The sequence below is a fragment of the Serratia sp. HRI genome (genome assembly GCF_010119335.3).
Taxonomy (GTDB): Bacteria; Pseudomonadota; Gammaproteobacteria; order Enterobacterales; family Enterobacteriaceae; genus Serratia; species Serratia nevei.
This window is the reverse complement of sequence record NZ_CP083690.1, coordinates 3737462-3759808: the sequence shown is the minus strand read 5'-3', so window position 1 is coordinate 3759808 and position 22347 is coordinate 3737462. Positions and strand designations below refer to the sequence as shown.

18 protein-coding genes are annotated in these 22347 nt (G+C 61.7%); 7 read left to right on the top strand and 11 right to left on the bottom strand.

Annotated features, from left to right (window positions below):
• Positions 1–48 precede the first annotated feature (48 nt).
• Positions 49–438 (top strand): DUF3461 family protein, encoded by a 390-nt coding sequence (locus tag GF111_RS17955; RefSeq protein WP_004931929.1) that lies wholly within the window; start codon positions 49–51, stop codon positions 436–438.
• Between the two features lie 57 nt (positions 439–495).
• On the opposite strand, the gene GF111_RS17950 is transcribed toward GF111_RS17955, so the two are convergent.
• From GF111_RS17950 to GF111_RS17930, 5 genes are all read right to left on the bottom strand, one after another.
• Complete coding sequence (locus GF111_RS17950; protein WP_047729983.1) at positions 496–948, bottom strand: flavodoxin; 453 nt, start codon at positions 946–948, stop codon at positions 496–498.
• Positions 949–981: 33 nt separating this feature from the next.
• Positions 982–1752: a tRNA pseudouridine(65) synthase TruC gene (gene truC, locus GF111_RS17945; protein ID WP_033654120.1), complete on the bottom strand. Its 771-nt coding sequence runs from the start codon at positions 1750–1752 to the stop codon at positions 982–984.
• Between the two features lie 60 nt (positions 1753–1812).
• On the bottom strand, positions 1813–4161 hold the full coding sequence (gene pbpC / locus GF111_RS17940) for a penicillin-binding protein 1C (protein WP_147190248.1): 2349 nt from the start codon (positions 4159–4161) through the stop codon (positions 1813–1815).
• 49 nt (positions 4162–4210) lie between these two features.
• Complete coding sequence (locus GF111_RS17935) at positions 4211–10186, bottom strand: MG2 domain-containing protein (RefSeq protein WP_038878765.1); 5976 nt, start codon at positions 10184–10186, stop codon at positions 4211–4213.
• Between the two features lie 146 nt (positions 10187–10332).
• Positions 10333–10659 carry a YqcC family protein gene (locus GF111_RS17930; protein WP_033638567.1) on the bottom strand — a complete coding sequence of 109 codons (327 nt, stop codon included), beginning with the start codon at positions 10657–10659 and terminating at the stop codon, positions 10333–10335.
• A gap of 178 nt (positions 10660–10837) precedes the next feature.
• On the opposite strand from GF111_RS17930, the gene GF111_RS17925 reads away from it, so the two are divergent.
• Positions 10838–12076 (top strand): MFS transporter, encoded by a 1239-nt coding sequence (locus tag GF111_RS17925; protein ID WP_038878764.1) that lies wholly within the window; start codon positions 10838–10840, stop codon positions 12074–12076.
• A 609-nt stretch (positions 12077–12685) separates the two neighbouring features.
• Here GF111_RS17925 and syd read toward each other — a convergent pair.
• On the bottom strand, positions 12686–13234 hold the full coding sequence (gene syd, locus GF111_RS17920; RefSeq protein ID WP_038878762.1) for a SecY-interacting protein: 549 nt from the start codon (positions 13232–13234) through the stop codon (positions 12686–12688).
• Positions 13235–13297: 63 nt separating this feature from the next.
• Between syd and queF the strand changes: the two genes are divergently transcribed.
• From queF to xni, 3 genes are all read left to right on the top strand, one after another.
• Positions 13298–14143 (top strand): NADPH-dependent 7-cyano-7-deazaguanine reductase QueF, encoded by an 846-nt coding sequence (gene queF, locus GF111_RS17915; protein ID WP_110611522.1) that lies wholly within the window; start codon positions 13298–13300, stop codon positions 14141–14143.
• Between the two features lie 192 nt (positions 14144–14335).
• On the top strand, positions 14336–15700 hold the full coding sequence (ppnN, locus tag GF111_RS17910) for a nucleotide 5'-monophosphate nucleosidase PpnN (RefSeq protein ID WP_038878760.1): 1365 nt from the start codon (positions 14336–14338) through the stop codon (positions 15698–15700).
• 54 nt (positions 15701–15754) lie between these two features.
• Complete coding sequence (gene xni / locus GF111_RS17905) at positions 15755–16513, top strand: flap endonuclease Xni (RefSeq protein WP_147190246.1); 759 nt, start codon at positions 15755–15757, stop codon at positions 16511–16513.
• A gap of 39 nt (positions 16514–16552) precedes the next feature.
• On the opposite strand, the gene rlmM is transcribed toward xni, so the two are convergent.
• The 4 genes from rlmM to GF111_RS17885 all read right to left on the bottom strand — a co-directional run bounded on the left by rlmM (position 16553) and on the right by GF111_RS17885 (position 19623).
• Positions 16553–17656: a 23S rRNA (cytidine(2498)-2'-O)-methyltransferase RlmM gene (rlmM, locus tag GF111_RS17900; protein WP_047729979.1), complete on the bottom strand. Its 1104-nt coding sequence runs from the start codon at positions 17654–17656 to the stop codon at positions 16553–16555.
• Positions 17649–18044: a DUF423 domain-containing protein gene (locus GF111_RS17895; protein ID WP_004931896.1), complete on the bottom strand. Its 396-nt coding sequence runs from the start codon at positions 18042–18044 to the stop codon at positions 17649–17651. The genes rlmM and GF111_RS17895 overlap by 8 nt, the downstream gene beginning before the upstream one ends.
• A gap of 51 nt (positions 18045–18095) precedes the next feature.
• A complete protein-coding gene (locus GF111_RS17890) occupies positions 18096–19013 on the bottom strand; it encodes a transcriptional regulator GcvA (protein ID WP_025304049.1) in 918 nt (305 codons plus the stop codon).
• Positions 19014–19398: 385 nt separating this feature from the next.
• Complete coding sequence (locus GF111_RS17885; protein WP_025304050.1) at positions 19399–19623, bottom strand: YgdI/YgdR family lipoprotein; 225 nt, start codon at positions 19621–19623, stop codon at positions 19399–19401.
• Positions 19624–19819: 196 nt separating this feature from the next.
• Between GF111_RS17885 and csdA the strand changes: the two genes are divergently transcribed.
• Complete coding sequence (csdA, locus tag GF111_RS17880; RefSeq protein WP_047729978.1) at positions 19820–21025, top strand: cysteine desulfurase CsdA; 1206 nt, start codon at positions 19820–19822, stop codon at positions 21023–21025.
• A 19-nt stretch (positions 21026–21044) separates the two neighbouring features.
• Positions 21045–21479 (top strand): cysteine desulfurase sulfur acceptor subunit CsdE, encoded by a 435-nt coding sequence (gene csdE, locus GF111_RS17875; RefSeq protein ID WP_038878734.1) that lies wholly within the window; start codon positions 21045–21047, stop codon positions 21477–21479.
• On the opposite strand, the gene tcdA is transcribed toward csdE, so the two are convergent.
• A complete protein-coding gene (gene tcdA / locus GF111_RS17870) occupies positions 21470–22276 on the bottom strand; it encodes a tRNA cyclic N6-threonylcarbamoyladenosine(37) synthase TcdA (protein ID WP_004931886.1) in 807 nt (268 codons plus the stop codon). The two genes, csdE and tcdA, sit on opposite strands and share 10 nt — an antisense overlap.
• Between the last annotated feature and the right edge of the window lie 71 nt (positions 22277–22347).

Here is a 22347-nt window from a genome sequence, read left to right as displayed (position 1 = left end):
ATAATCGCAGTCGTGGAATATAACGATCACATCTAAAGAGGGCGCAGTATGTACGATAACTTGAAGAGTTTGGGCATCAATCAACCGGAAGACGTCGATCGCTATAGCCTGCGTCAAGAGGCCAACAACGACATCCTCAAGATCTATTTCCGCAAAGATAAGGGCGAGTTCTTCGCCAAGAGCGTGAAGTTCAAGTACCCGCGCCAGCGTAAAACCGTGGTGGCGGACAACGCCGGCCAGGGCTACAAGGAAATTCACGAGATCAACCCGAACCTGCGCTACGTGATCGACGAACTGGATCAGCTGTGCCAGCGCGATCAGGTGGAAGTGGATCTGAAGCGTAAAATCCTCGACGACCTGCGCCATCTCGAAGGCGTGGTGTCGCACAAGATTGCCGAGATCGAAGCCGATCTGGAAAAACTCACCCGCGGCAAATAATGCGGATCGGTTGACCCTCATCATCGCCAAGGCGCCCTTTCGCGGCGCCTTTTTACTTTACGATTGCAGCAGCGTGCCCCACTGCTCGACCCACGGGCAGGCAGCCACTTCCGGCTCCGGCTGTTCCATCGCATCGATCTCCAGCACTTCGCCAACGCGGGTGGCGCCCTGCTCTTGCAGCAACGCGTCGAATGCGCGCCCCGCGCCGCAGAAGTTGTCATAGCTGCTGTCGCCGAGGGCGATCAGCCCATAGCGCAGCTCCGGCTGGTAGCCGACCCGATCGCGAATGGCGTGGAACAGAGGCGCGATGCTGTCCGGCAGATCGCCCTGCCCGGTGGTGGAGGTGATCACCAGCGCGTAGTGCTGACGATAAAACTGCCAGGCCTCCAGCGTGCCCTCTTCGAACAGTTTGACCTCATGGCCCTGCTCGCTGAGGATGTTTTGCGCTTCTTCCGCCACCAGCAGCGAATTGCCGTAGACCGTTCCCACGAAGATACCAACCTGAGCCATGGCTCCTACTCCCTTCATTACCTTTAAAAATTGTCAGCTATCCTGACCGTTAGCCGCGCTAAACTCAACCCCGGCAAGTTCAGGGAATACCCCCGCCCAGCCGAACTGCGCCATCACCCCTTGCCAGTCTTCGTCCCAGCGCGCCGTCACCCGCAGCGGCTCGCCGGTCACCGGGTGCGTCAGCTGCAGATGGCTGGCGTGCAGCATCAGGCGCGGGCAGCCGAAATGCTGCGCCATACCGCGGTTCTGCCGCAGATCGCCGTGCTTGCTGTCGCCGATGATCGGATGGCGAAGATGCGCCATGTGGCGCCGCAGCTGGTGCTTGCGGCCGGTTTCCGGCTGCAGCTCCACCAGGCTGTACCGCGCGCTGTCGTAGCGGCCGACGGCCACCGGCATCTCTACCTGTGCCAGCGGCCGGTAGTGTGTCACCGCCGGCTGCGGCCCCTTATCGGCATCGGCATGTTTATCAGCGATTTTGTCCAGCTCCGCCGTCAGCGGGTAGTCGAGGGTCGCCCCCTCCTGCACGTAGCCGCGCACCACCGCATGGTAGGTTTTCTGCACCTGATGCTGCTCGAACTGCTGCGACAGCAGGCGCGCCACCTCGCTGGAGAGCGCCATCAGCAATACGCCGGAAGTCGGGCGATCGAGACGGTGCACGGTAAAGACGTGCTGCCCGAGCTGATCGCGCACCGTCTGCATCATAAAGCGAGTTTCATGACGGTCCAGCCAACTGCGGTGCACCAACCAGCCCGACGGCTTGTTCACCGCCACCAGGTGTTCATCCTGATACAAAATCTCTATCACATCGCTTTCCCAGGTAAATAGCCGTTTCGGGCGCGAGTATAACAGGCGTGCGGCTCAGCGCTAGTTCACCCATTCGATGGTCACCAGACGCGTATCGGCGCGGCCGCGATCGTCCACTGCCCGAATGCGGTAGCGCCCGTTGTTGATCGGCCGCCAGTCGATCGGCTTTTTGCTGGCGCTGCTGCCGAGATAGATATCGTCGACGAACCAGTACACCGTCTTGCTGTCGGCGTCCGTCACCGCGTTGAAGGCGATTTTATCCCGCCCCTGCTGCGACTGGCGCAGGGTATAGGTGGTATTTTTCAGCGGCGAAGTGATGCGCGGCGCGTTGCCGCCGACGGCGACACCGTTGTCCTTGCAGCGGTTGACCGGCGGCGCCTGCTTCGGCAGCCCGGCCTGGGCGAATACGTTGGCCAAATCGGAAGGCCAGAACTCAAAAATTTCGGTGCGGGTCTGCGCTGCGTCATACGGCGGGCAGACGACCTCGCCGCTGTGAATATCCAGCACCACCGGCCGGTAAACGCTGTCGACCTTGATCGGTGACTTGCCGGGAATAAACCAGGTCTTGCCCTTCTGCTGGCACCACGGCGTTGGCAGATCGCCGCTGGCGAGGCAAATGTCCACCCTCCGCAGCCGTTGGGGGAACGGGTGCTTCGGTTCCCGCAGGCCTGGGTAGCTGGCGTTGACGCTGTCGATGATATTGAAGAACAGCGGCGCGGCCGCCTCGGCGCCGACCAACGCATTGTTGCCGCGCCCGTCGAAGTTGCCTTCCCACACCACCAGCACGTAAGGGCCGAAAATCCCGACGCTCCAGGCGTCGCGAAAGCCCCAGGAGGTGCCGGTCTTCCAGTACACCGGCAGCGAAGAAGAACGCTGTGCCAGCGTATCGCCCGGCCGCCGATGCTGGCGCAGCATATCCAGCGTAATGAAACTGGCCTCCTCGCTCAGCAGCCGAACCGGCGTCGATTCAGTCTCGTTCAGCTGCATACGAAGCGGCCGCAGCTCGCCGCGGTTCGCCAGCAGCGCATACAGCTTCGCCAATTCCTGCGCCGTCACCTCGCCACCGCCCAGCACCAGCGAAAGCCCGTAGTGGCTCTCGCTGGCCATATTGGCCACGCCGGTCAGACGCAAAAACTGATAAAAGGTCGGCTGGCGCAGCTGCGAGGCGACATACACTGCCGGAATGTTGCGGCTGAAATTCAGCGCATCGGTGGCGGTCACCGGGCCGAGAAAGCGCCGGTCGAAGTTTTCCGGCGCATAGGCGCCGAACGACGAAGGCACGTCTTTCAGGATGGTCATCGGATGCAGCACGCCCTGCTCCATGCCCAGCGCGTAGATGAACGGCTTCAGCGTCGAACCCGGCGAGCGCTTGGCGTTGGTACCGTTCACCTGCCCCTGGATCGGCCGATTGTAATAGTCCGCCGATCCCACCAGCGCACGCACCCCCATATCGCGGCTGTCCACCAGCAGCACCGCGGCGTTTTGGATGCCGCGGCTGCGGTTGCGGGCGATAAACGCGTTGACCTGCCGCTCGACCAGCCGCTGCAACCCGGCGTCCAGCGTGGTATCGACGCGCGTATCGCGCTGCACCAGTTGCTGCGTCTGCAGCCGCAGCTGCTCGATAAAGTGCGGCGCGATATAGGGCACTTGCTCAGGCTGCCGCAGCGCCAGCGGCAGGCGGAACAGCGTTTGCTGGCTGGCGTCGGTGGGGTAAACCCGCTGCCAGCGCTGGAACAGACGGTTGCGCGCCTGCGTCAATGCAGCGCCGAGCACGCCGGTTTTCGGCTCCAGACGGTAGCTGGGCGACTGCGGCAGCACCGCCAGCGTCAGCGCCTCCGGCAGGGTCAAATCCTTCGGCGACTTGGCGAAATAGATCAGGCTGGCAGCGCCGATGCTTTCGATGTTGCGGCCGTAGGGGGCATAATTCAGGTAGGCTTCCAGGATATCGTGCTTGGAGTAGCTGAGCTCCAGCTGCACCGCGCGCAGCACCTGCAGCAGCTTGCCGCCCGGCGTGCGGGTGTTGAGATGCCAGCGCATACGCGCCAGCTGCATGCTGATGGTCGACCCGCCCTGCATTTTTCCGCCGGCGACATAGCTGCGCCAGAAGCCACGCATCAGGCTGACGGGGTTAAAGCCGGGGTTGTAGTAGAACCAGCGGTCTTCGTGCAGCAGCAGCCCGCGCACCGCCAGCGGCGACACCTGCTCCAGCGGGGTCCACAGGCGGTAGCGGTCGTCGTTGGCCAACGTGATGCGCAGCAGCGCGCCGTGCCTGTCGTAATAGACGGAAGACTGCGGCAGCCCCTGCCACAGGGGCGGATGCGGCCACAGCCGAATCGCGGTCAGCAGCAGCGCCAGTAAAAACGCCGCCATCAAGCCGTTTTGCAGCACGCGCCCGGTCAGGATCTTCATACGTTCTCACCACCCCGGCGCCAGACGCTGGCCTGGCGCCGGATCCGGCCTAGTCGTTGCCCGCCGGCACCACCACCAGCTTGCCGCCGCCGGCCGACATCGCCTGTACTTCACGGTCGTACATGGCTTCGCCGTAGGCCGGTGGAACAATAAAGCTGCCGGTATTGGTGGCCTTGATCTGATAGACGAACTCCTGCACCTCGGTGCCGGCGCTGCCGTAGATAATCACCCGATCTTCACGGATATCGCTGTAATCCGGCGCCCAGGTGGAGCCGGTAGCGGCCAGCGGCGACTGCCAACCGCCGCGGTCTTCGCTCTCCTCGCCGGCGTCGGCCGGTTCCGGCGGCGTCTGCTGCACCACTTCGAACCCGCCCGGCAGCAGATCGACGATCGCCAGGTTGCTCTGCCCCTCTTTCGAGTTGGCGCGCACCTTCAGATGGACGTTGATCTTCTGCCCCAGCGTCACCTGCGTCACCGGTTTGCCCTGTTCGTCGGTGTAATCGCGAACGATCTCAATCCCGCGCGACAGCGCTTTTTGCGGCGCATTCAGGTCGTAACCGGCCTGCGTCACCACATACCAGGCCGGCGCATTGCCGCCGTTGGTGAAGCGCACGACGGTAGCATCGGCGTTGAACTGCCCCTGCACGAACAACCCCTGCAGCTCACTGATGCGCTGCGGCTCGCCGCCGGCTTTGCCTACCTGCACGATGCCCAAGGCATCCGCATTGGCGGATTGCGCCGCCACCTGGGTCGAGTAGCTTTCCAGCGCCAGAATGCTCATTGCGGAGGAGTAGGTGGTGTAACGCTCTTCTTTCAGCGCCTTGACCATATTCTCCAGCGCCTGCGGCGGGATCGACGCCACCTTCTCAGGGAAGTGACGGGTAATCAGATACAGCCGCGTCGCATCCTGCACCAGCGGATCGAAATAGTTCTGCGTCCACCAGGCGCTGTCATACGCCTTGCTCAGCTGCTGCCAGCTGGGTTGCAACAGCGCGGCGGCTTCGTCGTCCATCTTCAACAACCGATAAGAAGAGGCCAGATACAGCGCGCTCAGATCGGTTTTCCACCCTTCGCCATAGCGTTTTTGCAGCGTATCCTGCACCGCCGCCAGCGAGTTGGTGGTCACTTCGCCCTGCAGCGTCAGCAGGTAAACCGCCCAGCTGCGCAGGCGCAGCAGATACAGATCGTCGAATCCGCTGGCCGCCAGCTCGCGCAACGCGCCGTTGGCCTCGTCCAGCATGCCTTCCGGCAGGGCGTAGCCCGCCGCTTTGGCTTCGAGCAGATACTGCACCACATAAGGCGTGACGAAAGGATCGGCATCCGGCGACGAACGCCAGGCGCCGATCGCCCCGCTGTCGTTCTGGCGCGCGCGCAGCACGCCAAGCAGGTTGCGCAGCTGCTTGCTGACTTCCGCCTGGCTCAGGCTGCTTTTCATCTCTGGGTGGCGGCTCTGCAGCATCAGCGGAATGGAGCGGCTGACGATCTGCTCGGAACAGTAATACGGATAATCCGCCAGGTATTGCGCCAGCCCGCGGGTCAGCACCAGCGGCGAATTCGACACCGCCGCCCGGCGCTGCGCGAAAGCGTCGAACATCTGGCGCAGGCCATCGACGTTCTGGCTGCTGCCGCTCATACGCCCCATCACCGACTGGGTGCGGTACGGCGCCGCCGGCCGCACCGAGGTGCTGACGGTGCGGCGGCTGGCCTGGTCGCCGTAACGGGCGTCGAACACCAGCGGTGCATCGCCCAGCGCGGATTTGGCGCGCAGACGGAAAGCGATCACACCCTCGCGTTTTTCCGCCAGCGTCAGGCTTTGCGTCGCGTTGCCCACCACTTCCAACTGCGGCGGCGGCGTCAACAGAACGTTGATGGCCACCGACTGGCCGTTCAGCCCTTCGAGGTTGTTGCTGACGCCCACGCTGACGTCGAACTCGTCGCCCGGCGCTACCATCGCCGGCACGTTCGGCGTCATAATGAAGTTGTCGCGCACCGTGGCGGCGGTTTGCGCCTTGCCGATTTTCTCCGGCGTCACCGAAATCGCCATCACGCGGATCTTGCCGTTAAAGTAGTCCGGCACCGGGTAGACGAACTGCTTCTCGCCGCTGACCTCGGTAATGCCGGACCAATAGGCCACCGGCTTGTCGCGTTTGCGCTTGAACGGGTTGAGGTTGAGATCCAGCCCTTCGCCCGCATCGCCGCCCGGCGCCGCGGTCAGCGCCATCAGCTTGCTGAACTCCGGCAGGATCAGGTCGAGGATCTGCGAGCTGCTCACGTTCAGTTCACGCTTGCTGAAAAAGAACTCCAGCGGATCCTTCAGGCGGTAGCGCGCCACCTGCAGAATGCCCTCATCGACGGCAAACAGCGCCACCTGCTGCGGCGCGTCGGTCTTGACCGTCATCGTCAGGTTTTCACCCGGCTTGATGACCTCCGGCGCCGTCACCTCAAGGCTGTTTTGGCGCGCCTGTGTGCTGATCTTGAACGGCATCACGCCATAGCTCAGCGGGCTCATGAAGATTTCGCTGGAGTTGATGTCGCGCACGAACTGCACGTTGATGTAGCCGTTGCCCTCCATGCCGGCCGGCACGCGGATCTTCTGCACCGAGCTGGTAGTGTCGCTGTGGAACCACTGCCAAGCGTAAACCTTGTCCTTCTCGATGGTGATCAAGCCGCTACCGGTATAAGGCGCGTTGATCGCCACCTCGATCTCCTCGCCCGGCTGATATTCCGCCTGGTTCAGTTTCAGCTTCAGTTCGGCGTTGCGATCCAGCGAACGGCTCAGGTTGGCGTTACCGGCCACGCTGTAGGCGACGCGGTTGAGCGTCTTGCCCTGCGCATCTTCAATCACCAGCACGAAGTCGCCCGGCTTATCGGTCGCCAGCCGCAGATCCGCGCCCTGCTCGCTCAGTGCCAGCGGCTGTTCCGACAGCTGCACTTCCTTCATCTTCGACTGGTATTTGTAAACGCCCGAATCCTGTTTGGTCAGCACCGAAATGTATTTCTGCTCGATCAACACCTGCTTCAGGTTCGGCATGGCGATCTGTTTCAGGTCCGGATCGATGGCGATCACGTTCAGATGCCGCTCCGCGTCGCGGTTGATGTAGCCCAGATCGCCGTCCGCCTTCACCCCAATCAGGTAATCGTAAGGCGAGACCAGCGTGCGGGCGGTAGCTGCCACCGAGCGCCCGCCGCCGGCGACGAACGCCTCCGACAGCAGCTGCAGCTGATAGGTCGCGTCGGCATAGGATTTCAGATCGAGCGGAATATCGGCCACACCATGCTCATCGGTGGTGCGATCTTCCAGCTCGGTTTCGAACCCGTCGCTGTTTTGCCGGTTTTCATAGAACGCATAATCCGGGAAGCGATCGAAGCTCGGATACATCGGCCGCAGCGTCAGCCTGGTGGTCACGCGGCGATCCTGCGCCGGGGTACCGAACAGGTTCTGCACATCGATGCTGGCCTTCAGCTCGGACGGTTTGACCCAGCCTTGCTGGCGATTCGGCGTCAGCGCCAGCTTCACTTTCAGCTGATCCGGCTCGAACTCCTTCACATTGACCGCGGTATGGCCGAGCAGCGTGGAGGTATCGTTGTTTTTGCCGATCAGATACAGATAGACGTTCCACTCGCCGGTGGGCGAGTTTTCATCGGTGGTATAGCTCAGCTCGTTGAAACCGCTGGCGCCCAGCGTCAGCGGCACGGTGGTCATCAGCTTGTCGCGCGGATCGCGGACTTCGGCGCGCACCGGCACGCCGGCCAGGCCAACGCGCCAGTCGGCGGCGCGGGTGATCAGGCCAATATTGAAAGTATCCCCCGGTCGATAAACGCCGCGATCGGAGAACAGGTAGCTGCCGAGCGTGCGCGGATCGGTCGGCGTTTGTTCACCGGCGACATCGAAGCGCGAGAAGTCCAGCCCGCGATCGTTATAGCTGCCGGTCGGCAGGAAGGAAACATCCCCTTCCTTTTCCACCAGGAACATCACCGGCTGGCGCTCGTTGGTGTACACGTCGAGCGCCGGGAAACGCACGTGGCCGTCGGCCCCGGTGGTTTGGCTGAGCAGCGTCACGCCGTTTTTGGCCACTACCGACACGTTGGCGCCGCTGACCGGCGCGCCGCTTTGAATCGACTGCACGAAGACGTCGCGCGTCTTATCCTGCGAGCTCTTGGCGACAATGCCCAGATCGGTCACCACCACAAAGCGCGAATCGCCGACGTCGGGCTGATCATCCCCGGTGCTCTCGTCCGGTTCCTGTTCTGGTTCGGCGCCCGCCTCTTCCGCCGCCGGTTTCCGGTTCGGCTGCCATTCAGACAGCGTCAGCAGGAACACCCCGCGATGGGAACTGGCGTTGGTGGAGAGATAACGGGAAAGATCGATGCCCTGATAGTTCACTTCCCCCGGCCGCTCGTTATTGAGCGCCGTCTGGTATTTGAAATGCTCGGTGAAATACTCATCGTTGAGCCGGTTGAATTCCGTGGACGAATATTCCCGGCTTTTGAAGGAGACGATGTGCTGCAGCTGGCTCGGGATCACCCGCTTGATGTCCAGCCGCAGGCCCGCCACGTTGCGCGCCGCCACGCTGATCTGTTTGTCGCCGTTGACCGACAGCAGCGAGCCTGCGGACATGAACTGCAGCGATTTCGGGAACTCCGGCACTTCGACCACCCGATAAACCTTCTTCGGCATTTTGTAACCGCCGACGGAGACCAGCTGGTTGTCTATCTCGATCAGCACGAAGCGGTGCGCCGGAGCTTCAAAGCGGAAGCTGAACTGCGGTTGATAGGCCTCTTCCGCCTCGTTAAGCGTCAATGGCAATGCCGTCGCCTGCGCCAGCACGTTTTTACCGACGCTGTCGACCGTCCATTGATAGAAGTCTTCGGCATCGTTGGCGGTCTCGGCATCGCTCGGATCGTGCTGCGGCAGCAGCCAGGCTTTGGTGGCTCGCGCCAGCTCTTTATCCTTCACCGCATCGCTGAAGCCGACCACCAGCGCACGCTGCCCTTGGCCGCCGTCGGTATCCACAACCTGTGCACTGGCGTCGCTCAGCGCCAGGCTGTACAGCGTCGGGACTTTAACCCAGTTGCTTTTCGCCTCTTCGACCGCATTGCCGGCCGCCGTCGATTTGACGCCCTTGCCGACGGTCAGATGCACAGCGCCGCCCTGATCCAGCGCCTGCAGCGGTTCGGAATGCACCCAGGCGTTCAGTTTTTTCTCGTCATAGACCAGAGAGAAGTTCAGCTTTTTCTCGGAGGAAGTGCTGCCTTCTTTCAACCCCAGCGAAATCTGTTTTTCAAAGCTGGCGACGTCGACCGGCGCGTTGAACTGCAGATTGAAAATCGCGCTGCGTTTCTGCGCATCTTGCGGATCGCGGTAATACTCGGCCTGCCCCAGGCGGTAATCGAACGCGGGCACGGTGAAGGCATAGCGGGTTTTGGCCAGTTTGATCTGCGGCGCCAGCAAGGTGGCGGGCTCAAGGGTCACGTCATACTTCGCGCCCATCGGCAGCGGCTTTTTCGGCGTGAACAGCAGCGTCGACTCATTGATCCATGCCCACTGCCCTTCCGCCGTCGGCTTCAGAATGATGCCGGCGCTCACGGTTTTACCCACTGCGGCGATCGGCGCGACCGACCCGCTGAAGGTCAGGCTCACCGTTTGCGGCACCTGCCGGGCGGCGGCGTAATCTATCGGCTCGGGGTTGGCAAGCGATGCGCTGACCTCCTGAACCACCATCGGCGCAGGCTCGATAGGCTGAGGCCGGTTTTGCCACCAGTGCCAGCCGTAAAATGCGCCGCCTGCGGCGCCAGCCAACAGCAACAGGCCTAAACCGATCGCTTTCGGGTGTTTATCCACGCCGCTTTCGAGCCGCATGAAACCGCGCGGCAGCGCAGCCCACCAGGCCGGCGCACGCCAGCTGAGGTTACCGACCAGCGGTCTCAGCAGCCGCCCCAACAGCGACAACGCCCCACCCAGCAGGCGACAGACGCCCTTAACCAGGGTAAAAGGCAAACGCAGGATAAACCTTAATAAATCCATTATTGCAGCACCTCATCATCCTAATGCAGCCCCCGGTCAACCGCCGTGGTTCAACCGAGCCGAAAGACGCCGTCGGCTCTCCTACCCGGCATCCGCGCGAGTACTCTACACTGCCGGGCGGCAAAAATCTGCGCGCCGCCGGCGAATTACGGCTCTTTATTCAACATCAAATCCAGCTGTTGCAGCAGCACCAACAGCGGCAGGCTGCTCGGTTCACGATCTTTCAACGCCTCTTCGAAATAAGGCGTGATGGCGAAGCGCGTCGGCAGCGGCGCTTCGGCGTCCAGCAACGCATACATGCGCGGCAAGAACACCCACTGCAGCCAGGCTTCGGCCGACATGCTGTCGATGCAGAACGGCTCGGTGCTGGAGAAAGCCTCATGATCAGGCGGCGCAGCCTGCCACAGCGCCAGATCGCGCATGGATTGTTCAATCGCCTGCAAACTGCGGCGCACCTGGTTATGTATACTCATCTGCATTCCCGATCTCTTTTCATCATGGTATTCAGCGCGCTGGCTGAAAGGCGGCAAAGCATAGCATTTTTATAGCCCAAATTCGGCGCGCCTGAGACAGTCCGCCGTTTTTATCTGGTGGCGTTCGCCGCCGCGCGGCACAATAGGCTCACCGAGTTCACCACACAGATAAAGATTCATGTCCGTAATAACAGAGAAAAAAAACCACGCGACGCCCGGTAAAGCCATGCTGGCTTCGGTCACCGGTTATGCCATGGACGGGTTTGACCTGCTGATCCTCGGCTTTATGCTGCCGGCCATCAGCATCGAATTGGGATTAACCTCATCGGCCGCCGGTTCTCTGGTCACCTGGACGCTGATCGGCGCGGTGCTGGGCGGCGTGATTTTCGGCCACCTCAGCGATCGTTTCGGCCGTATCCGGGTGCTGACGATCACCATTCTGATGTTCTCCCTGTTCACCGGCCTGTGCGCCGTGGCGCAAGGGTATTGGGATCTGCTGGCCTATCGCACCCTGGCGGGCATCGGGCTGGGCGGCGAATTCGGCATCGGCATGGCGCTGATCGCCGAAGCCTGGCCGGCGGAGAAGCGCAACCGCGCTTCGGCTTACGTCGGCATGGGCTGGCAATTGGGCGTGCTGGCGGCCGCCTTCCTGACGCCGCTGCTGCTGGAACACATCGGCTGGCGCGGCATGTTTTTGGTTGGCCTGCTGCCGGCGCTGGCGTCATTCCTGATCCGCCGTACCCTGGGCGAGCCGGAGGCGTTCGTGCGGCAGAAAGAGGCCGGGCAACCGCTCTCCTTCCTGCAGCGTTTGCGCCTGCTGTTTAAGGATCGCGCCACCAGCAGGGCCAGCATCGGCATCTTCATTCTCTGTTCGGTGCAGAACTTCGGTTACTACGGCCTGATGATCTGGATGCCGACTTACCTGGCGAAAAACTTTGGCTTCTCGCTCACCAAGTCCGGCCTGTGGACGGCGGTGACGGTGGTCGGCATGACGTTCGGCATCTGGCTGTTTGGCATGCTGGCCGACCGCTTCGCCCGCTGGAAGATCTTCGTGCTTTATCAGATCGGTGCCGTGGTGATGGTGATCGGCTACGCCCAGTTGAGCGACCCGACGCTGATGCTGTTCGCCGGCGCCGTGATGGGCATGTTCGTCAACGGCATGATAGGCGGCTACGGCGCGTTGATTTCCGATACCTATCCAGTGCAGGCGCGCGCCACCGCGCAGAACATCCTGTTCAACCTGGGGCGCGGCGTCGGCGGCCTGGGGCCATTGGTGATCGGTGCGCTGGTGACGCAGGTGTCGTTTACCGCGGCCATCAGCCTGCTGGCGGCGATTTACCTGCTGGATATCTACGCCACGCTGTTCCTGCTGCCGAAAAAACAGGGCGCAGGCGATACGCTGGGCGCGATTGGTTAACGCTGAAGAGGGATTAAGGCGGGGCGCACGCGCAGCGGGATAAAACAAAAAGTTGGGGGCACTGCGTTAACAGTGCCCCCGGTTCGTTTTATAGCTATCCCGCTACACAGCGTGCTCCCTGCTCAATCCTTGAAAACTTTTCCTGCGGCCATCCTGACCAAGTGGTCCTTGCATCATCCTGCAGCATCATCCTGACGCGGTTCCTCAGCCTTCCTGACCCGCCGACAGTCCTGTGCCGGCTCTCAATCTCCGTCCTGGAGGTGTCCCTGGTTTCTATCCTGAAACATCCTGGGCATCTCCTGACGCCATCCTTCGCTCTTGCCTGAGCGCATCCCTTTCTTCTTCCTGAAGCTGCATCATCCTGATGCTTTCCTGCTCCGCCGGTTCCGTTCCGGTAACGATAAGATCGCTTAAATTCCCCGGAATCACAAGGGTTTGGGAGGTGTCTCACACTAAATTAAGACTAAGAGTTATCCTAAAGAAATTCTAACCAATTGATCTGGATAACAATAATCTCATAGCCTGGAGAAAGGCGGGAAAAATTAAGAGCGATCTCTCACAGGCCGTGTAAGAGATCTCTCACACGGGTGACGGCGAATCCGTCGCGATTCAGTCCAACACCGGGCGCAGCGCATCGAGGAAATTCCCCAGCGTCGCCGCCAGCAGGGTGCGTTTATCGCTGCCGAACTGTTCCAGCACCACGTTGCCGCTGACGTTGCACAACGACACCATCGTCATCTCGGATTCGGTGGTCGCCAGGAACAGCGTTGGCGACAGCTTGAGACGTTTTTGCGTCACCAGATGGCCGATCAGGTTCTCCTGCAGGCGGATAAAATCCTCTTCGCTCCAGACCTGCAGCAGGCTCAGGCGATGCTCGCCGAACTGCGCGCTCATGTCGCCGGCGTATTGCTGCGTGTAGAAGCGGTGCGCATCCGGCTGCAAACGCAGCTCCAGCGCGGTTTCTACCTTTTCCAGCGTCGCCGCCGGTTCGAAAGGCCGCGGCAACCACAGCACTTCGTCCTCGCGGTTCTCCACGATGCAGGGCGACGGCACGCCGTACAGCGCCTGGCTGGCCGGCGCGTGGCCGCGCTCTTGCTGCCACAACTCGACATAGCGTTGAGTGAATTCACGCAGAGCGTGCGATACATCATGGTCCATATTCTTTCTCGCATACGTTAAACTGACGGCCATTGTACCTATCTCTGACCGAGGTGACAGCAGATGTCCTCATATCAAGACCACCAGGCCCTGTCGGGGCTGACGCTGGGCAAACCCACCGCCTACCGCGATCGCTACGACGCCACGCTGCTGCAGGCGGTGCCGCGCAGCATGAACCGCGAGCCGCTGGGCTTGTATCCCGATAACCTGCCCTTCCACGGCGCGGACATCTGGACGCTGTACGAGCTCTCCTGGCTGAACGCCAACGGCTTGCCGCAGGTAGCGGTTGGTGAAATCAGCCTCAACGCCGACAGCCTGAACCTGATCGAATCGAAAAGCTTCAAGCTGTACCTCAACAGCTTCAACCAAACCCCGTTCGCCGATTGGGAAACGGTGCGCAGCACCCTGCAGCGCGATCTGTCCGCCTGCGCCCAGGGCGAGGTCAGCGTCACCCTGTTCAGCGTCGAGCAGCTGCAAGGCACGCCGATCGCCTGCCTGGCCGGCGATTGCATCGACCAGCAGGATATCCGCATCGACAATTATGAGTTCAACGCCGACTACCTGCTGAACGCCGCCGGTGAAGAGGTGGTGGAAGAGCGCTTGGTCAGTCACCTGCTGAAGTCCAATTGCCTGATCACCCATCAACCGGACTGGGGCTCGGTGCAGATAAGCTACCGCGGCGGCAAGATCGATCGCGAAGCGCTGCTGCGCTATCTGGTTTCCTTCCGCCACCACAACGAATTCCACGAGCAGTGCGTCGAGCGCATCTTCAACGATCTGATACGCTATTGCCGGCCGCAAAGCCTGACGGTCTACGCTCGCTATACCCGCCGCGGCGGCCTGGATATCAACCCGTGGCGCAGCAACGTCGCGTTCGCCCCCGAGCACGGCCGCCTGGCGCGCCAATAAGTGCGAAACATTGCTCAACAACTGAGCTAACGAGCGGTTTGTGTTGGTAAAAGCACAGGGACGGCGGTAAGGTTAAAACGAGGCTGCGGCCGGGCAGAGCGCCCGCTTCGCCGCAGCACGCCAACCATAACGAGATGCTGTTTTGCTGCGTATGGATTACTACCGCCCCGCACCGGGTGCAAAGGAGTTACCTTGATTACACACATCAGCCCGCTTGGCTCTATGGATTTATTGTCGCAGCTGGAAGTAGACATGCTGAAGCGCACCGCCAGCAGCGACCTGTACCGCCTGTTCCGCAACTGTTCGCTGGCCGTGTTGAACTCCGGCAGCCAAACCGACAACAGCAAGCAGCTGCTGTCGCGCTATGAAACCTTCGACATCAACGTGCTGCGCCGCGAGCGCGGGGTGAAGCTGGAGCTGGTCAATCCGCCGGAAGAGGCGTTCGTCGACGGCCGCATCATCCGCTCGCTGCAGGCCAACCTGTTCGCCGTGCTGCGCGACATCCTGTTCGTGCATGGCCAAATCGCCAGCGCCGGCCGCTTCCAGCACCTGAACCTGGAAAACTCGGCCCACATCACCAACCTGGTGTTCTCGATCCTGCGCAATGCACGCACGCTGCATCTGGATGAAGATCCCAATATGGTGGTGTGCTGGGGCGGCCACTCGATCAACGAAAACGAATACCTGTACGCGCGCAAGGTCGGCAGCCAGCTGGGCCTGCGCGAGCTGAACATCTGCACCGGCTGCGGGCCGGGCGCCATGGAAGCGCCGATGAAAGGCGCGGCGGTCGGTCACGCGCAGCAGCGCTACCGCAACAGCCGCTTCATCGGCATGACCGAGCCGTCGATCATCGCCGCCGAGCCGCCTAACCCGCTGGTCAACGAGCTGGTGATCATGCCGGACATCGAAAAACGCCTGGAAGCCTTCGTGCGTATCGCACACGGCATCATCATCTTCCCGGGCGGCGTCGGCACCGCCGAAGAGCTGCTGTACCTGCTGGGTATCCTGATGAACCCGGAGAACAGCGAACAGGTGCTGCCGCTGATCCTGACCGGGCCAAAAGAGAGCGCCGACTACTTCCGCGTGCTGGACGAGTTCATCATGAACACGCTGGGCGACGAAGCACGCCGCCATTACACCATCATCATCGACGATCCGGCGGAAGTGGCGCGGCAGATGAAGCAAGCCATGCCGCTGGTGAAGGAAAACCGCCGCAACACCGGCGACGCCTACAGCTTCAACTGGTCGATCCGCATCGCGCCGGATCTGCAGCTGCCGTTCGAGCCGACCCATGAGAACATGGCGAACCTCAATCTGTATCCGAACCAGCCGCCGGAGCAATTGGCCGCCGCGCTGCGCCGCGCGTTCTCCGGCATTGTGGCCGGCAACGTGAAGGAAAACGGCATCCATGCCATCGAGCAGTTCGGCCCGTACAAGCTGCACGGCGAACCGCAGATGATGAAGCAGATGGACAGCCTGCTGCAGGGCTTTGTCGCCCAGCACCGCATGAAGCTGCCGGGTAGCGCCTATGTGCCCTGCTACGAAATCGTAGCCTGACCCTCAATCCCGGGCGGCGTAACGGCCGCCCTGTTTTTTCTGACCTTGCCGCCCATGATGATACACCTACTGATTGTCGACGCCCTGAACCTCATCCGCCGCATTCACGCCGTGCAGGGCTCCCCTTGCGTCAACGCCTGCCGCCACGCGCTGCAGCAGCTGATCCAACACAGCCGCCCGACCCACGCGGTGGCGGTCTTCGACGAGGACGATCGCCGCGACAGCTGGCGCCACCAAATTCTGCCGGACTACAAGGCCGGGCGCTCGCCGATGCCGGAAAACCTGCAGCAGGAGATGCCGCAGCTGCGCGAGGCCTTCGCCGAATTGGGCGTCGCCAGCTGGCATTCTCCCGGCAACGAGGCGGACGATCTGGCGGCTACGCTGGCGGCCAAGGTCGCCGGCGGCGGCCATCAGGTGACCATCGTCTCCACCGACAAAGGCTACTGTCAGCTTTTGGCGCCGAACGTGCAGATCCGCGATTACTTCCAGAAACGCTGGCTGGATATGCCTTTCGTGCAACAGGAATTCGGCGTACAGCCGCAGCAGCTGCCGGACTATTGGGGGCTGGCGGGGATCGGCAGCAGCAAGATCCCCGGCGTGGCGGGTATCGGGCCAAAAACCGCCGTGCTGCTGTTGCAGCAGTCGGGCAGCCTGGACGGGCTCTATCAGCACCTGGAGCAGGTGCCGGAGAAATGGCGCGGCAAGCTGGAGCAGCACCGCGAGCAGGCCTACGTCAGCAAACAGGTGGCCACGCTGCGCACCGATCTGTCGTTGGACGGTAACCTGCAGCAGCTGCGCCTGCCGATACAATAAGGGCGCTGCAAGCAGCGCCCTTTATCAGGCTTAACGCGATTAATCGCGCTCGTCGCGCCGGCCCGGCACCGCCGACCACATGCGGCGCACGTGTACGGTGATCTCTTCGCGGTCGTGATACAGCTGCTTGGCGTGCACTTCGACGCTGATACCGGCGGCGCCCAGCGCTTCGCGGATGCTCGTCAGGTTTTGCGACACTTCCTCATAGCGCTTTTTCATCGGCAGCTTGAGGTTAAAGATCGCTTCGCGGCACCAGCCTTTCACCAGCCACTGAATCATCAGGCTGGTCACCTTCGCCGGTTTCTCCACCATGTCGCACACCAGCCAGTAGATCTTGCTGCTGTTCGGCTCGAACTTGAAGCCGTCGGCGCGGTGGTGCGTCACCTGGCCGGTTTCCATCAGGCTCGGCGCCATCGGGCCGTTATCCACCGAATGCACCATCATACTGCGTTTCACCAGCTGATAGGTCCAGCCGCCCGGGCAAGCGCCCAGATCGACCGCGTGCATGCCGCTGGCCAGGCGTTCGTCCCACTCGTCGGCGGGGATGAACACGTGGAACGCTTCTTCCAGCTTCAGCGTCGAACGGCTCGGCGCATCGGCCGGGAAGCGCAGACGCGGAATGCCCATGTAGAACGGCGAGTTGTTGTTGCTGTAGGAGTAACCAACGTAGCAGCAGCCCGGCGCGATGAAGAACACGTGCACCACCGGGCGAGTCGGGTTCTCGCGCGCCATCAGCACCTTCTGCTCGCGCATCGCGCCGCGCAGCGGCACCGTCAGCTTGCGGCAGAACTTCATCAGCTCTTTGCTTTCGTTGGTGTCCGGCACTTCCACCCGCAGCTCACCGCCACGGTCAACCACGCCGATCAGCATGCCGACGATCGGCGATACCCGATCTTCCGGCGGCAGATCGCGCAGCAGCTCACCCACCACGATCATCTGGCGGGCGAAAATCAGTTCGCGGAACGGAATTTCCCGCGCCAGGCGGTCGGCATCGTCCGGCTGATAGCATTCGAACAGCACGTAACCGCTGTGCTCTTTTACCCGTGCAAAGCCGTAAATCTCCAGCTGTGCGGCTTTGTCGGTGATCTCCGCCGCACACTCTTTTTCAAAGCCGGGGCGGCAGTACAACGCAATCTTATTCATGGCGCTCGGCCTTTTTCCTCAGACGCAAAGCGCCAATCAACATCAATATCCAGCCGATCAGGAAGCACACGCCGCCAACCGGCGTGATATAAACCCAGACCTTCAGGTGCGACAGCGCCAGGCAATAGAGGCTGCCGCTGAACAACACGGTGCCGAACGCCAACAGCGCTCCGCTCCAGTAAAACCACAGGCTCACGCGGCGCTGCATCGCGACCGCCAGCGCCAGGATGGCCAGGGTGTGGAATCCCTGATATTCCAGCCCGGTGCGGATCCAGGCCATTTCGTTGGCGCCGAGCGTACCGCTTAGCACATGCGCGCCGAATGCGCCCAACGCGACAAACACAAAGCCGCTGATAGCGGCGAAAACCAGCATGGAACGGCTGCTCATCGTGATCTATCCCATTAAAAATCACCGGCCGCGGCAAGACGGCGGCCGGCCTTATTGTTCGTAGCGGAAGCGGAACTTCTCTTGTTCGCTGGCGGCACGCGCCAGGATCCACTGCCGGAAGGCGGCTATTTTACCCAGTTCTGCCTGGCTGTCATGACATACCAGATAAAAAGCGTTTTTACTGACCAGCACATCGTTGAACGGGCACACCAGGCGACCGGCTTCAATCTCGGTTTGCGCCATCACGTTGTTCACCAGCGCCACGCCCTGGCCGTGTACCGCCGCCTGCACCACCATGGCGCTGTGGCTGAAGATCGGCCCCTGCTGCACGTTGATGTGCTGCAGCCCCAGCTGGCGCGTATAGGCCAGCCAGTCGCGGCGTGAAACGTCGTGCAGCAGCGTATGATAAGCCAGATCCTCTGCGGTTTTCAGAGGATGATCGCCGGTCAGCAGGCTCGGCGAACACACCGGCAGCAGATATTCCGCATACAGGCGCTCGGCGCGCAGCCCCGGCCAGTTGCCGCGGCCGTAGAAAATCGCCACGTCGACGTCGTCCGCCAGCTTGTCTTCTTCGCGGTCCACCGCCTGGATGCGCACGTCGATCCCCGGATAAGCTGAGTTAAAACCGGACAGGCGCGGCACCAGCCACTGAATGGCGAAGCTCGGCGGCAGGCTGACGGTCAATGCCCCCTTGGCGCTGCGCGCCTGCAGCTTGCGCGTCGCCTCGTTGATCGAAGAGAAGATCTCCTTGATATCAAGGTAGTAACTTTGCCCCTCTTCGGTCAGCAACAGCGAGCGGTTGCGCCGGCGAAACAGCTTCAGCCCGAGGAAGTCCTCCAGCGACTTGATCTGGTGGCTCACCGCGGCCTGGGTCACGAACAGCTCTTCCGCCGCCTTGGTGAAACTCAGGTGGCGAGCGGCCGCATCGAACACGCGCAGCGCATTGAGGGGAGGTAAGCGTTTAGACATTAAATTAGCTACTTTTGTGTAACATTAATCCGAATGATTCGGCGCCGAAAATCGGGCGGCTTTGCGTGGCAAGCCATCGGTAAACGCTAACGGCGTATTGCCATTAGTTTTTTTAATCCGATCCATTATAATTTGTCCGTTGAGGATGCGCCAGCAAATACCTATAGTGGCGGCACTTCCCGGGCCGGAACGAAAAGGGAGTGGGTGTCGAGGACGCCGATGAACTTTTGGCTTGTGGTTGTGATGTTGTGTTTGCAAATTGTCCGGCGATTCCGGACATGGTAGCTAGGCTACTGTTTTTTCACTTCCTGTACATTTACCCTGTCTGTCCATAGTGATTTTATGCAGCACCGCAAAACTTGCGGTGCTTTTTTTTGCCTGACGGTTACTGGTTGCTTTCAACCATCTCTTTCACATCGGCGCGGTTGATCTGCTGCTCGACGCCGTTGGCGTCTTTATAGCTGATCATGCCGGTATCGTTGTCCACTTTAGGCTTGCCGTCAGCGACAATGGTGCGTCCGTCATTGGTATGCATCACGTAGTTGCTGGAACAGGCGGCCAGGGTGAACGTAAGCATCAGGGCAGAGAGAACTGCGGCTGTTTTCTTCATTGAGGACTCCTTTGTAGTTTTAAATGCTGATAAATACCTTTTATCTGTATATATGCGATTAATTAGCGCACATTTAATAGCATAACAAACTTTCCAAATTTTGCCAGGCGATAAGTCCTAATAGGCAGGATCGCTTGTCTCCGGCGGCAAAATAGGACAGGATCACCCATCGATTCAAGCCAGTGATAATCAGGGTATGACGCCTTTTAACCCCAGCCTTTTTCGCCAACAGTTTCCCGCGCTCGCGCAGGACGGCATCTATCTGGACAGCGCCGCCACCGCGTTGAAACCGCAGGCGGTGATCGACGCCACGCAGCAATTTTATCGCGATGACGCCGCCACCGTGCACCGCAGCCAGCATCGGGCGGCGCAGGATCTGACCGCCCGTTTCGAACGAGCGCGCGGCCAGGTGGCGCAGCTGATCAATGCACCGTCGGCCGACGACATCGTCTGGATGCGCGGCACCACCGAGGCGATCAACCTGGTGGCGCAGAGCTACCTGCGTCCGCGCCTGCAGCCGGGCGATGAAATCCTGGTGAGCGAAGCGGAACACCACGCCAACCTGATCCCCTGGCTGATGGTGGCAGAGCAAACCGGCGCGCGGGTGGTGAAACTGCCGATCGGCGCCGATCGGTTGCCGGATTTGACGCAGCTGCCCACCCTGCTCAACGACAAAACCCGCCTGTTGGCGCTGGGGCAAATGTCCAACGTCACCGGCGGCTGCCCGGATCTGGCGCCGGCTATCGCGCTGGCGCATGCCGCCGGCGCACGCGTGATGATCGACGGCGCTCAGGGCGTGGTTCACGGCCCGGCCGACGTACAGCGGCTCGACATCGATTTCTACGCCTTCTCCGGCCACAAGCTGTATGGCCCGACCGGCATCGGCGCGCTGTACGGCAAAGCCGAGCTGCTGGCGCAGATGGCGCCGTGGCAAGGCGGCGGCAAGATGCTGACCCAGGCGTCGTTCGACGGTTTTACCCCGCAAAAACCGCCGCACTGCTTCGAAGCCGGCACGCCGAACATCGCCGGCGTGCTGGGGTTGGCCGCGGCGCTCACCTGGCTCAACGAGCAGGACATGGCGGCGGCGGAGCGCTACAGCCGCGAGCTGGCGGACCAGGCGGAACAGCGGTTAGCGCAGCTGCCGGGCTTTCGCAGCTTCCGCAGCTCCGGCTCCAGCCTGCTGGCGTTCGATATCGCCGGCGTACACCACAGCGACATCGTCACGCTGTTGGCGGAGCAAGGCATTGCGCTGCGCGCCGGCCAACACTGCGCGCAGCCGCTGATGGCGGCGTTAGGCGTCAGCGGCACGCTGCGCGCATCGTTCGCCCCCTACAATACGCAACAGGACGTCGATACGCTGGTCAGCGCGTTGACTCACGCCCTCGATCTGCTGGCCGACTGACTTGACTCCCGGAGACGCTATGCTCGCCCCCCATCCTTTTGGCCGAGAGGTCACCGCCGAAGCGTTGATCGCCACCTTCAGCACGCTGAAACAGTGGGAAGACCGCTACCGCCAGCTGATTATGCTCGCGAAACGGCTGCCGCCGCTGCCGGAGGCCTTGCGCAGTGAAGAAATAGCGTTGAGCGGGTGTGAAAACCGCGTCTGGTTGGGGCACCAGTTGCTGGAAGACGGCACGCTGCACTTCTATGGCGACAGCGAAGGCCGCATCGTGCGCGGCCTGTTGGCGGTGCTGCTGACCGAAGTGGAAGGGAAAACGCCGCAGCAGATCGCCGCATTGGATCCGCTGGCGCTGTTCGACCGCCTGGCATTGCGCGCGCAGCTGAGCGCCACCCGCGCCAGCGGCCTGGCGGCGCTGGCCGCCGCCGTAAAGGCGATCGCCGCCCGTTACGCCTGACGCGCCGCCTTCGCCACCATCTTTTTCAGCGCGTGCGACACGGCGACGAAGCCGAAGGTCGCGGTGACCATGGTCGCCGCGCCGAATCCCGCGCTGCAATCCATTCTTTTCGGCCCTTCCGCCGTGCTGCGCGAAGCGCACACCGAACCGTCCGGCTGCGGGTAAACCAGCGGCTCGCTGGAGAAGACGCAGTCGATGCCCAGCTTGCCCTTGCCGTTTTTCACCACGTTGAAATCGTGCTTCAACCGCTCACGCAGCTTGGCGGCCAGCGGATCCTGGATGGTTTTCGCCAGATCGGCCACTTCGATCTTGGTCGGGTCAATCTGCCCGCCGGCGCCGCCGGTAGTCACCACCGGGATCTTGAAGCGGCGGCAGTATGACAGCAACGCCGCCTTCGGCCGCACGCTGTCGATCGCGTCGATGACGTAGCTGAAGTTATGGTCCAGCAGCTCGGCGACGTTGTCCGGGGTGATGAAATCGTCGATGCAGGTCACCCGGCATTCCGGGTTAATCGCCAGGATACGCTCCGCCATCACCTCGGTTTTCGACTGTCCGACGTGTTGGCGCAACGCGTGGATCTGGCGGTTGGTATTGGTGACGCAAACATCATCCATGTCGATCAGGGTGATGGCGCCGATGCCGGTGCGCGCCAGTGCCTCAGCCGCCCAGGAACCCACGCCGCCGATGCCGATCACGCAGACGTGCGCCTGCGCGAACACCGCCAGCGCCTGCTGGCCGTACAACCGCGCCGTGCCGCCGAAACGCTGCAGATAGGCTTCCGAATAAGCTGTGCTCATAACGCTTTAATTACCTTCGTAATGCAAATGATAAGGGCCGGAAAATCCGGCCCTTGCGGGTCACTCTTTTC